Genomic DNA, 15,092 nt, shown 5'->3' with positions numbered 1-15,092 from the left:
TTCGCCCCGACTAGCAGGACATCCCTGAATGTATCGGTACGACACCTACGACCAGACGCTCGTCGACGAGCGCGTCGCCCAGTTCCGCGACCAGATGGCTCGCCATCTGGCCGGGCGCCTGCCGGAAGAAGAGTTCCGCCCGCTGCGCCTGCAGAACGGTCTGTACATCCAGAAGCATGCGCCGATGCTGCGCATCGCCATCCCCTACGGCATGCTGTCGAGCACCCAGCTGCGCGCCCTTGGCGATATCACGCGTCGCTACGATCGCGGCTATGGCCACTTCACCACACGCCAGAACCTGCAGCTCAACTGGCCGGCGCTCGAGGACGTGCCCGAGATTCTCGCCGACCTGGCCAAGGTCCAGATGCACGCCATCCAGACCAGCGGCAACTGCATTCGCAATACCACCAGCGACCAGTTCGCCGGGATCGCCAAGGACGAGGTCGAGGATCCACGCCCCTGGTGCGAGCTGATCCGCCAGTGGTCGACGCTGCACCCCGAGTTCGCTTTCCTGCCGCGCAAGTTCAAGATCGCCGTCAGCGGCGCCGCCGAGGATCGTGCCGCGATCCAGGTCCACGACATCGGCCTGCGGCTGTGGCATGACAGCGACGGCAGCCTGAAGGTCAAGGTACTGGCCGGTGGCGGCCTCGGCCGAACGCCGATGATCGGCGACGTGGTCCGTGAGGACCTGCCCTGGCAGCATCTGCTGACCTATCTCGAAGCCTGCGTACGCGTCTACAACCAGTTCGGCCGCCGTGACAACAAGTTCAAGGCGCGCATCAAGATCCTGGTCAAGGCGCTGGGTATCGAAGAATTTCGGCGTCGCGTCGACGCCGAATGGGCCCACCTCAAGGATGGCCCGCAGACCCTCAACCAGGAGGCGGTGGAGGCCGCCCGCGCCCACTTCGTCGAGCCCGAGCGGCGGCCGGTGAGTGAGCAAGCGGTTGCCGCGTTCGAGGCGCTGCGCGGCGAGAACCGCGCCTTCGCCCGCTTCGTGACCAATAACGTCACCGACCACAAGGTCGCCGGCTACAAGGCCGTGACCCTGTCGCTGAAGCGCCGCGAGCATGCCCCCGGTGACGTCACCGCCGACCAGATGGATGCCGTGGCCGACCTCGCCGAGCGCTACAGCTTCGGCGAGCTGCGGGTCACCCACGAGCAGAACCTGGTGCTCTCCGACGTGCCGGTGGACCAGCTCGAGGCGCTATGGCAAGAACTCGACGCCCTGGGCATGGCCAACCCCACCGTGGGTACCCTCAACGACATCATCTGCTGCCCTGGCGGTGACTATTGCGGTCTGGCCAATGCGGTCTCGATCCCCATCGCCCAGGCGCTCCAGGAACGCTTCGAGGACCTCGACTTCCTCTACGACCTGGGGCCCATCGACCTCAATATCTCCGGCTGCATGAACGCCTGCGGGCATCACCACGTCGGCCATATCGGGATTCTCGGGGTCGACAAGAAAGGCGAGGAGTACTATCAGATTTCGGTCGGCGGCAATGCCACCGACGACGCCTCGCTGGGCAAGATCCTCGGCCCCTCCTTCTATCGCGAAGACGTCCCCGAAGTGATCGACAAGGTGCTCAAGGTCTACGTCGAGCAGCGCCACGACGACGAGCGCTTCCTCGACACCTATCGCCGTATCGGCCTCAAGCCGTTCAAGGAGCGCGTCTATGCCTGATACTCAACTCGAACATGCCCAGACGCTGATCAAGCTGGGGCAGCCGGAACAGGATGAGTGGGCACTCTCACGCATCGATGATGCGCTCCCCGAGCGCCGCCCGGTCATCGTGCCACTCGTGCTGTGGCAGGCCAATGCCGACGATCCCCAGTTGGCGCCGTGGCTTGCCAGCGACACCCTGCTCGACGACGCCTTGGCCGAGCAACTGGCCAAGGCACCGCTGGTGGCCATCGACTTCCCCGCCTTCACCGACGGCCGCGGCTACTCGCTGGCGCGATTGCTGCGCGAGCGCTATGGCTATCAGCAGGAAGTGCGTGCGATTGGTGACGTCCTGGTCGATCAGCTCTACTACATGAGCCGCTGCGGGTTCGACGCCCTGGCCCTGCGCGACGACCAACATCTCGACGATGCGCTGCGTGCGCTGGGTGCCTTCAGCGTCAGCTACCAGCCCGGCGTGGACAGGCAGGAGGCGCTGTTCGAACGTCGTCTGCGCGAGGCCAACGGCGCCTGACGCCAGTGGCGTGCAGTACGCGAGGCCCGGCCATCAGCGTCGGGCCTCGCCGTTTCAGGCGGCGCGGTCGACGCTCCCGTCAGCCACGGCGCTTCTGCTGCCGTTCACGGTTGTTGGCCCTCGCTCGCTCCGACTTGCGCAACATCACGTAGGTAGCGCCCAGCCCACCCTGCGACGACGGCGCTGAGGCGAAGGCCTGGACCTCATCGAACTGCTGCAACCACTTCACCACGTAGGAGCGCAGCACGTTCGGCGGGCTGTCGATCTCGCGGCCACGACCGTGAATGACCATCAGGCTGCGCAACTCGGCGTGATGCGCCTCGCGAATGAACTGAAAGAGTTCGCGGCGACACTCGGCGAGTGGCCGCTTGAGCAGGTGCAGGCGCGCCTCGGCGGGATAGCCGCCCTGGCGCAAGCGATCCAGCACGCCGGTCTGGATGCCGTCATGCCGATACTCCACTGGATCGTGGGCGCCGATCAGCTCGACGAAGTCATCGGACAGGAAGTTGTCATCGCCGTTGGTATGGGCTGCGCTTTCACGGCGTGCCAGCTGGGCATCGCTGGGCGCCCGGCGGGCAGGGCGAACATCGGCCTTGTCGCGGCCACGCGCCAACGGACGCACATCACCCATGAGCTGTCTGAAACTGACGTCATCCTGTGGCATGGGCTCTCTCCTCACCTCGGTTCTGGATCGATCATAGCAAAGTGCGCTGCACGCTGACGCGCGGGTCCGTATTATTGTCATGATTCGAAGTCACTGAACGTACAGGAAGACGCATGCGCAAACGCTATGCGGTGATCACAGGTCTGGCCCTTAGCCCACTGCTACTGGTGGGCTATCTGTGGCTGACCATGCTAAGCCCGCTCACCTACGATCGCCCTGAGCATCTACCGACGATTGCCGAGGGAGAGCACCAGGTGTTTGTCTACGGCACGCTACGCTATTCGCTCGTGCGCTGGTGGGTATATGGCCGCAGTGGGTCGCCGCAACCCGCTCGGCTGGAGGGATTCCGCCGCAGTGGCTTGGATCTCGAACCCTCCGAGGGCGATGTCGTGGAGGGCCTGCTACTGGAAGTGGATCAGCATGAGCTGGCGCGGCTCGACCGCTATGAGCGACTGGGCATCCGCTATGAGCGAGTGCCAAAGGAGCTCGCCGATGGACAGATCGCCTGGGTCTACCGCCGCCTGTCATCAGAATAGCTCGAGTTTTTAGCGGGGGGTCTTAACCATAGATAACGGTATAAATAGCAACTGGCCATCGGGATGCCCGCTTGTGACCGCCTTGATGGGCACTCTACAATGGCCGCCATGTTTTCGCCTGCCGAGGAGGCGTGATGGCCACCATCACCTACTACCACAATCCGCGCTGCTCCAAGTCCCGCCAGGGATTGGCGCTGTTCGAGGCGCGGGGCGTGGAGGTCAACGTGCGTCGCTACCTCGATGCCCCGCTCGAGCTGGCCGAGCTGAGCCGCCTGGTAGCACGCCTGCAGTCTCCGCTCGCCAACCTGGTACGCACCGATGAGGCGGCCTGGAAGGCTCTCGATATCGCTATCGACGATCAGCGACGGGTGCTGGAAGCGATCGCCGCCGAGCCGCGACTGCTGCAGCGGCCGATCGCCGACGACGGGCAGCGTGCCGTCATCGGTCGCCCTCCCGAGGCCATGCTCACGCTGCTCGATACCCCCTAACGCCACCCCACTTGCCTGGAGTCAGGATGTCCGCTTCCCTGCCCTACGTACTCATCCTCTACTATTCACGCCACGGTGCCACGCGTCAGATGGCCGAGCAGATCGCCGCCGGCGTGGAGCGAGTGCCGGGCATTGCCGCCCGACTGCGCTGCGTACCGCCGGTCTCGACCACCTGCGAAGCGGTCGATCCCGAGATCCCTGCCGAGGGCGCCACCTACGCCAGTAGCGATGACCTGCGCCACTGCGCCGGCCTGGCCCTGGGTAGCCCCACGCGCTTCGGCAACATGGCCGCACCGCTCAAGTACTTCCTCGATGGCACCAGCGAGCTGTGGATGAACGGCGCCCTGGTCGACAAGCCCGCCAGCGCCTTCACCTCGACCTCGAGCCTGCACGGCGGGCAGGAGACCACGCTGATCACGATGCTGATGCCGCTGCTCCACCACGGCATGGTCTACGTTGGCTTGCCCTACAGCGAAACGGCCCTGCTCACCACCCAAAGCGGCGGCACGCCCTACGGCGCCAGCCACGTGGCGGGCAGCCGCAGCGAGCGTGCGCTCGACGACGACGAGCGCAGCCTGTGCCAGGCCCAGGGCCTACGCCTGGCGCGGCTTGCACTCGCGCTGAACGCCAGCAGAGGAGCCGAGGCATGAGACAGATGCTGGAACGCTGGGAAGCCGAACACGGCATCGACACCCTCACCGAGCGGGCGCGGCGCGGCGTCCTGGGCAGCTACGTGCTGCTCCTGCTGCTTCTGGTCTACAGTGGCACGGTGATCCACAGCATCGAGGAAGGCGGCTTGACCCCCATCCTGGTCCGCGGCCTGCCGCTGATCCTATTTCTGCCTTCGATCATCGCCCGCCGCCCCCGCGGCCACGCCTGGCTGGCCTTCGTCAGCCTGCTCTACTTCATGCAGGGGGTCATGGTGGCCACCCTGCCCGGCCAGGGGCTGTTCGGTATGCTCGAAGCGCTGACCGCGCTGGTGCTGTTTGCCGCCACCACCTGCTACGCGCGTTTTCGCAGTCGCCAGATGCGCCAAGGCTGACACGCAGGGGCGAGGCATAACCTGGGTTACCGGCAGCATGCAGGGGCTTCGGATAGCATGCACCAATGTCCCCTCGCACGGTCAATATTCTCGGTTGAGCCCAGCGCCGAGAGCGGCGAAGATGGTTACACGCTTTCAGGGAGATCGACATGACACGAGACATCGCCGATATCAGGCGTGATTACGAGGGTGGCCGACTCGACGAAGCCGGCACCCCGGCAGCCCCCTTCGCGCTGTTCGACGAATGGTTCCGCCTGGCCCTGGAGTCCGAGGGGAATGACGGCAACGCGATGACCCTGGCCACCGCCGATACCCAGGGCCTCCCGCATGCGCGGATCGTGCTGCTCAAGGGCTATGACGAGCGTGGCATGGTGTTCTACACCAACTATCACAGCCACAAGGGCAGCGAGCTCGCCAACGTGCCCCAGGCGGCGCTGGTGTTCTGGTGGCCGTCGCTATCGCGCCAGGTGCGTGTCGAGGGCCGCGTCGAGCAGGTCAGCGCCGAGGAGTCCGATCGCTACTTCGCCAGCCGCCCGCGCGGCAGCCAGCTGGGCGCCTGGATCGCCACTCAAAGCGTGGAGATCCCCGACCGGCACTGGCTCGAGGAGCGTCAGTCGCGCTACGAGCAACTCTACGCCGAGCAGGAGATCGCGCGCCCGGCCCACTGGGGCGGCTATCGCCTGATCCCGGAAATGCTCGAGTTCTGGCAGGGGCAACCCAGCCGCCTGCACGATCGCATTCGCTTTGAACAGCGCGACGGCGAATGGCACAAGTACCGCCTAGCCCCCTGAGTCCCATGACGCCACTTGGCCCAGGTCGAGAGGCGTCGTTCACTCCATGGCGCTGTCGAGGCGCAGCTTCTGCCAGTCGCTGACCGGCTCGTTGAGGCGCAGGCTGGCGTGCATGACCTGCTCCTCCATGTCATAGCGCAAGCGGAAGCCGAGGTGCTTCATCAGCGCCCGCATCGGGTGGTTATCGACCATCACCGTGCCGACCATCTCCAGCGTGCCCACCCCACGGCAATAGCCGATCATCTTGTTCATCAGCAGGCTGCCGAGCCCATGCCCGTGCATGTCGTCGCGGATGATCACCGAGAATTCGGTGCGAATATTGTCCGGATCGTTCCACACCCGCACCACCCCGAGCATCTCCTTGCTGCCGTCATCGCGATGATGCTCGGCAATGAACGCCATCTGGCGGTCGTAGTTGATATGCGCCAGCATCGATAGATCGCGCTTGGTCAGGTCGGCCTTGTGATGGAAATAGCGGAAGCGGATGCTCTCCTCCGAGAGCTGGGTATGGAACGCGGTGATCAGCGGCGCGTCCTCGGCGCGGATCGGCCGCACCTCTACCGCCATGCAGTCGTCCAGCGTCACCCACTCGCGCAGCTCCTCGGGGTACGGCATGATCGCATGGCGCGCCGGGGTGCCAAGATCCATGGCAAAGTCCACCGCCACCACGCCGTCGCGATTGAGCAGCAGCGGATTGAGCTCGAGGCCCTTGAGTGCCGGCAGGTCGGAGGCCATCTGCGAGAGCTTGACCAGCAGCTGGCAGAGTCGCGCGATGTCGCGCTGCGGGTCACGGGAGTGCTCGCGGATCAGCTTGCTGGCGTGGGTGCGCGCGACCAGGTCATCGGCCAGGGTCATGTTGAGGGGCGGCAGCGACACATGGCGGTCGGCCAGCACGTTGACCTTGTAGCCACCAATGCCGAACACGATCACCGGGCCGAAGATGGGATCGCGAGTGATGCCGGCGCATAGCTGCATGGAGTGCTTGCCGCGCTGCATCGGCTGCAGGCAGAACTCGCGGATGGTCACCCCGGGAAACTTCTCGTTGACCTTCTCGGTGAGCCGTTCGACCCCTTCGGCCACCTGCTCGGGGGTGGTCAGGTCCTGCAGCATACCGGCCGAGAGCTTGTGGGGGTGGCGGCGATAGCGATATGGCACCACGTTGTGGTCGTGGACCACCTTGAGCGCCATCGGCTCGTCGACGCTCGCCGAGGCGGCCTGCTCGGCGTCGTGCACGTAGCGGCTCGGCGCCACGGGAATCCCGTAGGCCGCCAGGACCTGAGCGGTCTCGGAGTGGGTCAGGCTTTCGCGACCGTCCTCCCGGGCCTGCTCGATCAAGGCATGGCAGCGCTGGCGAATCTCTGCGGTCGTCGCGAAGGGCAGGCTCGGCGGGGTCTCCTGGAGCAGCGTCTGGACGCGCTGGTAGTCGACCATGTGCATGAAGGCCTTGACCGCCTTCTCCGGCGAGATGTAGGTGGGAATGCCTGCCAGGTTGGACTCGTGGCGCGCCGACAGCGCCTCCTCGAGGCCCATCCAGCTGGTCAGTAGGTTGCGCTTGAAGCGCTTGCGGTTGGCCACGATCGCCTCGGCGGTGAGCTTCGAGGGCGCCATGCGGGTCGGTGCATGCACCACCAGCACCGCATCCACATCCGGGTCGGCGGCGACCACCTCGAGAGCATCCACCATGCGCTCCGGCGTGGCATTGCCGCCCAGATCCACCGGGTTGCGCCCCGGCAGGCTCATGTCGAAGTCACCGCGGGTCAGAGCATCGCGGGTCGCGTCGCTGAAGCTGGCCAGCCGCCCGCCGGCGCTGATCAGCTTGTCGATGGCGAGCATGGCCGGCCCCAGGCCGTTGGAGACGATCGCCAGGCGATCGCCGCGCAGCGGCTTCATCCGCGATAGGGTCTCCAGCGCATCGAACAGCTCGTCGGAGTCATCGACGCGCACCACCCCGGCGCGGGCCAGCGCCGCGTCGAAGATCACGTCACGGTTGGCAATCCCCGGCGTCGGCGGCAGACCCGAGATGTCCGACTCGGCCGTGCGCCCGCTCTTGATGGCCAGCACCAGGCGGTTGCGCGATGCCTCGCGCAGTGCGGTCATCAAGTGCTGGGCGTCCTGGATGCGCTCCAGATGCAGCAGAATCGCCTGGGTCGGCGCATGCTGATTGATGTAGTCGATCAGGTCGGGCAGCATCACGTCGACGCTGTCGCCGACAGTCACCAGATGCGAGAAGCCAATCCCGCGCCCCGCGGCCCAGTCGATCATGGCATTGCCGAGCATGCCCGACTGGCCGAGATAGGCGACCCGCCCCGACTTGACCGGCTGGCTGGCATAGGTGGCGTTGAGCTTGCGCCCGGGCACGATCAGCCCCAGGCACTCCGGCCCCAGCACGCGAATGCCGCTGACCCGGGCCGCCTTGATCATGCGCTCGCGAATCGAACCGCCGTCGCCGCGGCGGTCGTCGAGGTAGGCGCCGCCGGAGAGCACCATCACCGCCTTGACGCCGATGCTACCCAGCCGCTCGATCAGCTTGGGGACGCTGTCCACCGGCGAGCAAATCACCGCCAGATCGGGACAGGCCGGCAGGTCGCCGACGCGCTTGACGCAGGCCACGCCGTGCACGCTGGCATAGCCCTTGGGGTTGACCGCCCACAGCTCGCCGGGAAATCCCGCTTCCAGCAGGTTGCGCACCACCAGCCCGCCCATGGAGTGGGCCTTTTCCGAGGCGCCGATGATCGCCAGGCTGCGCGGCTCGAAAAAATGCCGCAGAAATCGTGTACCCAAGAACTCTCTCCTGAAGCCTTCTACCCGCTTACCCCACCCTGTGTACGACTTATTGACACTGTCCTGCAAGGCCCGCTGCCGATTAAGGTCGCAGCATCTCTCGCGGAGCCTGCGATGATCACCGCCTACATTACTCATCCCCGCTGCATGGATCACCATATGGGGCCGCAGCACCCTGAAAGCCCGCTGCGCCTCGAGGCGATTCGCGCGCGCCTGGCGCTGGCCGGCGTGCTGCAGCAGACCATGCAGTCGGAGGCCAAGCCGGCCACCGACGAGCAGCTGCTGCGGGTCCATCCGGCGCGCCACCTCCACGCGCTCGACAAGTGCGTGCCCGGCGACGGCCTGGTCACCATCGACGACGGCGACACCCTGATGAACCCGCACAGCCTCGACGCCGCACGGGTGGCCGCCGGCGCCGTGGTGCGCGGCATCGACCAGGTGTTTCGCCATCAGGCCGACAACGTCTTCTGCGCCGTGCGCCCGCCCGGCCACCACGCCGAGGCCAGCGACGCCATGGGCTTCTGCTTCTACAACAACGTCGCGGTGGGCGCGGCCCACGCGCGGGAAGCCTACGGCGCTCGGCGCATCGCCATCCTCGACTTCGACGTACACCAGTGCAACGGCACCATCGATATCTTCAAGGACGATCCCGAGATACTCATCTGCACCAGCTTCCAGTACCCCTTCTACCCATGGCGCTACCTGCGCAGCGACCACCACAACGTGGTCAACACCCCCCTCGAGGCAGGCTGTGACAGCACCGCCTTCAGGAGTGCAATCGAGGATGACTGGCTGCCCGCGCTGCACGCCTTCAAGCCCGACCTGGTGCTGCTCTCGGCAGGTTTCGACGCGCATCGCGACGACCCCATGGCCGAACTCAACTTGGACGAAGCCGACTACCACTGGGTGACCCAGCTGGCGATGGAGATCGCCGCGCTGTATGCCGACAGGCGCCTGGTCTCGGTACTCGAAGGCGGCTATGACCCCGACGCCCTGGGCCGCTGCGCCGAGGCCCACGTCAAGGCCCTGCTCGGCCAGCCCTGGTCATCCTGAGCCGCGGCGCAATGAGGTAGGCCAGCGGCGCGCCTGGCCAGCCGGTCAAGACCCGGCTGTGGTATGCTTCAGGAAATTAATTTTCCAATAGTGAACTGCCGATGAGCGCCACCACCGATCAAGACGCCGCCCTGCGCATCGCCTCAGGGCGCAAGCCGTTCGTCGAGCCGCTGCGCCTGGGCGAGCGCCTCAAGGAGATCCGCCTGGCCAACCACTGGACGCTGGAAGACGTCAGCCAGCGCACCGGGCTTGCCCGCTCGACGCTGTCGAAGATCGAGAACGATCAGATCTCGCCCACCTTCACTGCGGTGCAGAAGTTGATCGGCGGCCTGGGCATCGACCTGCCGCAGCTGCTCAGCCCGCCCAAACCCCAGAGCCGTACCCTGGGGCGCCGCGACCTGACGCGCGTCGGCGAGGGCCAGCAGCACCCCACGCCGACCTACGAACATGAGCTACTCTCGTGGCAGTTGGCCCAGAAGCGCATGATCCCGTTCAAGACCATCGTTCGCGCGCGGGGCTTCGAGGAATTCAGCGAGTGGGTGCGCCACGACGGCGAGGAGTTCCTGATCGTGCTCGACGGCGACATCCTGCTGTATACCGAGTTCTACGAACCGCTGCGCCTGACCCGCGGCGACAGCATCTACTTCGACAGCGACATGGGCCATGCGCTGGTCTCGGTCAGCGACGAAGATGCCGTGGTGCTGTCGGTGTGCACCCGCGCCGAGAGCAGCTGAGCCACGCTCGCCCTAGCCGCGACTCACGAGGCCTTGCTATCACCGGGACGACGCGCGGGAATGTCATCGAGCAGCAGTCGCCCCGCCGCGTTGATGGCCTGGAAATGACGCCCCTTGGCCCGCGCCACCAGCAGCACACCGAAGCGCTCGGCCAGCTCGACGCCCTTCTGGGTCACGCCCGAGCGCGATACCAGCACGCTGATGCCCATCTGCGCCACCTTGAGGACCATCTCCGAGGTCAGGCGTCCGGTGGTGTAGAAGATATCCGCCTCGGCGCCCGCAGTGTCCTCGAGCCACTGGCGTCCCGCCAGGGTGTCCACCGCGTTATGCCGCCCCACGTCCTCGACGAAATCCAGCACCTGGTCCTGGCGACACAGGGCGCAGCCGTGTACCGCGCCGGCGCTCTTGTAGGTCTCGTTGTAGGCGCCGAGGTTACGCAGCAAGCGCCCCAGGGTCGACTGCGCCAGGCGCGTGTCGGGCAGTTCGGCAAGCCCGGTGACGTCCAGCAGCCGGCCGAACACCGTGCCCTGGCCGCAGCCGGTGGTCACCGTGCGCTGGCCGAGCCGCTCCTCGAGATCATCCGGCAGCCGACGGGTCACCACCGCAGCCGCCTCGACCTCCCAATCCACCTGCACCGCGAGCAGGTCGTCACGCGAGCCGAGCAGCCCCTGGTTGCGCAGATAGCCCACTACCAGGGCCTCCGGCTCGGCGCCAAGGGTCATCAGGGTCACGATCTCACGCTTGTTGAGATAGACCGTCAGCGCTCGCTCGGCGGCGATGGCCTGGCGCCGTGAGACGCCGAACTCGTCGACGACATCGATCTCGAGAGTGGTCGGTAAGCGCGCCCGGCTCAGGCTGATGGCTGTCATTCGTGGGCTTCTCCAAGCGGTTCAATGGCTTGACCATGATGGCACTGCTGGCGCCTACTGTCTTCAGTCATCCGACCGACAGCGTTACGCGGAGCCATCATGTCCACTTCCAGCCTACGCCAGCTGAGCCTGGCACTCGCCGGCGAGAACAAGACCGTCAAAGGGTTTACCCGCATGCAGTGGCGCATTGCCGCCCTGTCACCAGGCGACCAGGGTCCCCACGTGCTCGACCTGCAGCTCTACATGACCGAGCGTGCCGCCTATCGCTTCAACCTCACCTCGAGCGAGCCGCGTCTGTTCGTGCGCTGCGGATTCTCCGGCGCACATCCGCAGCCCACCGCGATCACCGCCAGCCAGGACGTCGCCGCGGGCTGGATGGACGGTGAGCAGCAAGTGCTGGAGGCGCCCATGCCCATGGCCATTCAAGTGTGGCTGGAGGCCTACCTGGCACGCCACGGTGAGGCCCCCAGCGAGGGTCGCAAGAAAAAACGCAAGGGTGCCGGGCGCGCAAAGGAGGATCAGTCATGAATCGTTTCGAACTCTGGTCGCGGCGCAAGCGCGGCCTGGCGGTCGAGCAGGACGGCATCGAGGAGGCCGAGCCGGCCGATCAGGCTGCCCCAGACAGCCAAGCTACGCTCGACGACGCGGCCGCGGAACAGGGCCGTCATCCCGAGGGCGGCGAAGACGCCCCGGCCGGCCCACCGCCGGAAGGCAGCCTCGATCATACCCTGCCAGACCCCGACACCCTGGGGCCTGGCAGCGACTTCAAGGCCTATCTGGTACCGGGCGTGAGTGCCGCGCTCAAGAACCGCGCCCTGCGCCGCTTATGGACCACCGGCAACTACCATGTGCGCGACGGACTCGACGATTATGACCTCGACTATTCGCAGATGCGCAAGATGACCGCCGAGACCAGCGAAAGCGTACGCCAGTGGGGCAAGAAGCTGTTCGACAAGCTGGAAGAGCCTGAGGCAGAAACGGCACCCGAGCCCACCGCCAGCACTACCTCGGCCACATCCGAGCATGAGTCCGCCGCCGATGCTCGCGCCGCACCCGAGCATCGAGAAATGCCCCGCGATGCCTCAGAGCACCGCGATACGCCCGCCGAGGAGCCTTCCGAGAAGGAACGTTGAAACGCGGACGGCCTGATCAACTGCGCATAGACTAATGAGGCATTGGCGGCACTGCACACAGGCGTCGACACTAATGACAACATAGTGACAGATGATCATAATGAGCAGGCTAATGCTAAAGGCTTAGCTCAATAAGCACTACCAAGAAAGCGGTGCCATGACGCCGCTTCACGATCGACCTGATGATGAGAGACCATGACACAACGCATCGCGCTGACCGAGCTCGACACGCAGCACAATGAGCAGGCGCAATCTGCTGCATTGGCGCGCGTCTCCTGGCCGACCAACCTGACGCCGGCCAGCGTCAGCTACCAGAGCCAGGGGGACCTGCTGGTGATCGGCTCGGCCGAGGCCTGTCGTCTCGCCTGCGATGCCCTGAGCCAGCACCTCCATGATGACGGCCTGCGCAGCATTACCCTGATGGTCGACGCCGCAGGACAGGCCACCGGTGCGCTGAACGACCTGCCCGCCGGGGTCATCTGCCAGCGCGCCGACCTCAGCAAGCACGCCCTGGCGATCAGCGGATACCTGGGGCGCTTCAGTGTGCTGCTGGAGAGTGCAGAGGAGTCGATCGACCTCGCCAAGGCGAGCCTGACGCGCCCCCATTTCGACCTGGTGCTCGATCTGGGCGACAGCCCTTGCCTGACGCTGGAGCTGCCGCCGCCCGGCTATCATGCCGTGACGCCGGGCAGCGACGCTTACCACGAGACCCTGGCCTCCCTGCCGGAGATGGTCGGCGAGTTCGACAAGCCCAAGTACTTCGACATTGACCACGACCTGTGCGCCCACGCCGGCCGAGGTCAGCAGGGCTGCACGCGCTGCCTCGAGGCGTGCCCGGCCGACGCCATCGTCAGCCAGCAGAAGCGCATCGAGGCCTGGATCGAGATCGACCCCTTCCGCTGCCACGGCGCCGGCAGCTGCACGGCCGCCTGCCCCACCGGGGCCATCCAGTATCGATTGCCGGCACCACAGGCCCAGCAGGACTTCGTGGCGCGCCTGCTCGGTGCCTACCGCGATGCCGGCGGCCAGCTGCCGGTGGTGCGCTTTGCCGATCGCGCCACGCTCGAGGCGTCTACCGAATCGGCGCCTGGCAATCTGCTCGACGTGCCCCTCGAGGAGCTGGGTGCCGCGGGCCTCGACGACTGGTTGGCAGCACTCGCCCAGGGCGCCTGCGAGGTTCGCGTGCTGCGCCCTGCCACCCTGCTGCCGCGCATGGCCGCACAGATCGACGACCAGCTGCAGCAAGCGCAGGCTATCCTCGCCGCCCTGGGTCATGATCCTCAGCGGATCGTTCAGCTCGACGCCGACCATGCAGCGGCCCACGCCCCCCTGCCCGGCTTCCCAGCGCTGCCGGTCGGGCCGTCGGCCGCTGGCAGCAAGCGCGAGCGCCTCAATGCCAACCTCGACTGGCTGGCCGAGCACGGCCAGCCAAGCGGCGAGCGCCATGCGCTTACGGCCAACGCTCCCTTTGGCGGCCTGGTCGTGGACAGTGCCGCCTGCACCCTGTGCATGAGCTGTGTGGCGGTATGCCCCACGCCGGCCCTGGCCGGAGGCGATGGCCAGCCGCAGCTCAACTTCCGCGAAGCGGATTGCGTGCAGTGTGGGCTGTGCGATAGCGCCTGCCCGGAGAACGCGATTGAACTGATGCCAGGCTTCATGGCCAGCCCGCAGCGCAGCGAGCGCGAGATCTGCAAGGAGGAAGCGGCATTCGAGTGCATCACCTGCGGCAAGCCCTTTGCGACCGTCAGCACCGTTGCCAGCATCAAGGCCAAACTGGCCGACCACCCCTATTTTGCCGGCGACGCCATGGCGCGCCTCGAGATGTGCGAGGACTGCCGCGTCAAGGACGTGTGGCATGAACTGGCCCGCGACCCCAACGCCCAGCTGAAGGTATGACGCCATGACCCAGGCCACTGACCCGCCTATTGCACAGGACGACGGCGACGCGCTGCGTGCCGACGTCTACCGCCTGCTGGGGCGCCTGCTCGCCGCGCCGCCGGATGCCGACCTGCTGGATTTCGTCGCCGACCTCGAAGCCGAGCCTGACGGCACCCCGATCAGCCAGGCCTGGCAGGCGCTCGCCGAGGCGGCGCGCAGCGCCGACATCGAAGGGCTCGAGCGGGCCCACTTTCGTCACCTGATCGGCGTGATTCAGGGCGATGTCCTGCCCTATGCCTCCTGGTACCTGCACGGCACCCTGATGGACGAGCCGGTAGTGGCCTTGCGTCGCGAACTGCGGCGACTCGGCCTCGAGCGTGATCCAGCGATCAAGGAGCCCGAGGACCACCTGGCGGCCCTATGCGACGCCATGGCCTGGCTGATCGAGCAGGCGCCGCTCGAACAGGCCGACTTCTTCAACGCACACCTGGCGAGCTGGGGCGAACGCTGCATGCACGACCTGGCAGGCGTCGATACCCCGTTCTACGCCAGCGTCGGCCGACTCGGCCAGGCCTACCTGGCCATGGAAGCAAAGCGCCACGACGCCGCGCTGAGCGCGGTGCGGATCGTTGATCCAGCGCCCAACTGAGGCATGGAGGCAAGCGCCATAACCGCTACGCTGTTTACTAAACAAGAAGCAACGAGGAGATAAAGAGCATGCCTGACCAACATAACCCTCAGCGGCGTCGTTTCCTGCGCGTGATGGGCATCGGTGGCGCCGCCGCCGGTACCGCCGCAGTGATCGGCAACGTGACGCTGGTACAAGCCGACAAGCCCGCCAGCGAGCAGCAGGACACCTCACTGAACTATCGGGAAACCGATCATATTCGCGCCTTCTACGCCACGCTACGTGACTGACGCCTTCGCGATT

17 protein-coding genes are annotated in these 15,092 nt (G+C 66.2%); 14 read left to right on the top strand and 3 right to left on the bottom strand.

What is annotated here, in order from left to right:
* Positions 1-28 precede the first annotated feature (28 nt).
* Together BWR19_09050 and BWR19_09045 are read left to right on the top strand one after the other, a co-directional pair.
* Positions 29-1,681: a sulfite reductase gene (locus tag BWR19_09050; GenBank protein APX93063.1), complete on the top strand. Its 1,653-nt coding sequence runs from the start codon at positions 29-31 to the stop codon at positions 1,679-1,681.
* Positions 1,674-2,192 (top strand): hypothetical protein, encoded by a 519-nt coding sequence (locus BWR19_09045; protein APX93062.1) that lies wholly within the window; start codon positions 1,674-1,676, stop codon positions 2,190-2,192. Before BWR19_09050 ends, BWR19_09045 begins: the two co-directional genes overlap by 8 nt.
* Before the next feature lie 79 nt (positions 2,193-2,271).
* Here the strand turns inward: BWR19_09045 and BWR19_09040 are convergent, their stop codons facing one another.
* Positions 2,272-2,856: a DNA endonuclease SmrA gene (locus tag BWR19_09040; protein ID APX93061.1), complete on the bottom strand. Its 585-nt coding sequence runs from the start codon at positions 2,854-2,856 to the stop codon at positions 2,272-2,274.
* Between the two features lie 113 nt (positions 2,857-2,969).
* Between BWR19_09040 and BWR19_09035 the strand changes: the two genes are divergently transcribed.
* From BWR19_09035 to BWR19_09015, 5 genes are all read left to right on the top strand, one after another.
* A complete protein-coding gene (locus BWR19_09035) occupies positions 2,970-3,392 on the top strand; it encodes a hypothetical protein (protein APX93060.1) in 423 nt (140 codons plus the stop codon).
* 134 nt (positions 3,393-3,526) lie between these two features.
* Positions 3,527-3,880, top strand: a complete 354-nt coding sequence (locus BWR19_09030; protein APX93059.1) for an arsenate reductase (glutaredoxin) — start codon at positions 3,527-3,529, stop codon at positions 3,878-3,880.
* A 26-nt stretch (positions 3,881-3,906) separates the two neighbouring features.
* Positions 3,907-4,530 carry an NAD(P)H:quinone oxidoreductase, type IV gene (locus tag BWR19_09025; protein ID APX93058.1) on the top strand — a complete coding sequence of 208 codons (624 nt, stop codon included), beginning with the start codon at positions 3,907-3,909 and terminating at the stop codon, positions 4,528-4,530.
* Complete coding sequence (locus tag BWR19_09020; GenBank protein APX93057.1) at positions 4,527-4,922, top strand: hypothetical protein; 396 nt, start codon at positions 4,527-4,529, stop codon at positions 4,920-4,922. The genes BWR19_09025 and BWR19_09020 overlap by 4 nt, the downstream gene beginning before the upstream one ends.
* Positions 4,923-5,071: 149 nt before the next feature.
* On the top strand, positions 5,072-5,713 hold the full coding sequence (locus tag BWR19_09015; protein APX93056.1) for a pyridoxamine 5'-phosphate oxidase: 642 nt from the start codon (positions 5,072-5,074) through the stop codon (positions 5,711-5,713).
* Between the two features lie 39 nt (positions 5,714-5,752).
* Here the strand turns inward: BWR19_09015 and BWR19_09010 are convergent, their stop codons facing one another.
* Complete coding sequence (locus tag BWR19_09010) at positions 5,753-8,494, bottom strand: GNAT family N-acetyltransferase (protein ID APX93055.1); 2,742 nt, start codon at positions 8,492-8,494, stop codon at positions 5,753-5,755.
* A 114-nt stretch (positions 8,495-8,608) separates the two neighbouring features.
* Here BWR19_09010 and BWR19_09005 point away from each other — a divergent pair, with 114 nt between their 5' ends.
* Together BWR19_09005 and BWR19_09000 are read left to right on the top strand one after the other, a co-directional pair.
* Entirely contained in the window at positions 8,609-9,547 is a 939-nt protein-coding gene (locus tag BWR19_09005) for a deacetylase (protein ID APX93054.1), read from the top strand.
* 101 nt (positions 9,548-9,648) lie between these two features.
* The gene (locus BWR19_09000) at positions 9,649-10,281 is read left to right on the top strand and encodes a transcriptional regulator (protein APX93053.1); all 633 of its coding nucleotides are present in this window, start codon (positions 9,649-9,651) and stop codon (positions 10,279-10,281) included.
* Positions 10,282-10,304: 23 nt separating this feature from the next.
* On the opposite strand, the gene BWR19_08995 is transcribed toward BWR19_09000, so the two are convergent.
* Positions 10,305-11,150 carry a sulfurtransferase FdhD gene (locus tag BWR19_08995; GenBank protein ID APX93052.1) on the bottom strand — a complete coding sequence of 282 codons (846 nt, stop codon included), beginning with the start codon at positions 11,148-11,150 and terminating at the stop codon, positions 10,305-10,307.
* Between the two features lie 99 nt (positions 11,151-11,249).
* Between BWR19_08995 and BWR19_08990 the strand changes: the two genes are divergently transcribed.
* The 5 genes from BWR19_08990 (at position 11,250) to BWR19_08970 (ending at position 15,079) form a co-directional block, all read left to right on the top strand.
* On the top strand, positions 11,250-11,678 hold the full coding sequence (locus tag BWR19_08990) for a hypothetical protein (GenBank protein ID APX93051.1): 429 nt from the start codon (positions 11,250-11,252) through the stop codon (positions 11,676-11,678).
* Positions 11,675-12,283: a hypothetical protein gene (locus BWR19_08985; protein ID APX93050.1), complete on the top strand. Its 609-nt coding sequence runs from the start codon at positions 11,675-11,677 to the stop codon at positions 12,281-12,283. The genes BWR19_08990 and BWR19_08985 overlap by 4 nt, the downstream gene beginning before the upstream one ends.
* A gap of 195 nt (positions 12,284-12,478) precedes the next feature.
* Positions 12,479-14,179 (top strand): hypothetical protein, encoded by a 1,701-nt coding sequence (locus BWR19_08980; protein ID APX93049.1) that lies wholly within the window; start codon positions 12,479-12,481, stop codon positions 14,177-14,179.
* A gap of 4 nt (positions 14,180-14,183) precedes the next feature.
* Positions 14,184-14,810 carry a hypothetical protein gene (locus tag BWR19_08975; protein ID APX93048.1) on the top strand — a complete coding sequence of 209 codons (627 nt, stop codon included), beginning with the start codon at positions 14,184-14,186 and terminating at the stop codon, positions 14,808-14,810.
* Between the two features lie 68 nt (positions 14,811-14,878).
* A complete protein-coding gene (locus tag BWR19_08970) occupies positions 14,879-15,079 on the top strand; it encodes a twin-arginine translocation pathway signal (GenBank protein APX93047.1) in 201 nt (66 codons plus the stop codon).
* Positions 15,080-15,092: the final 13 nt, after the last annotated feature.

The sequence above is a fragment of the Halomonas sp. 1513 genome, from assembly GCA_001971685.1.
Classification (GTDB): domain Bacteria; phylum Pseudomonadota; class Gammaproteobacteria; order Pseudomonadales; family Halomonadaceae; genus Franzmannia.
This window is presented reverse-complemented; position numbering and strand designations above follow the sequence as displayed.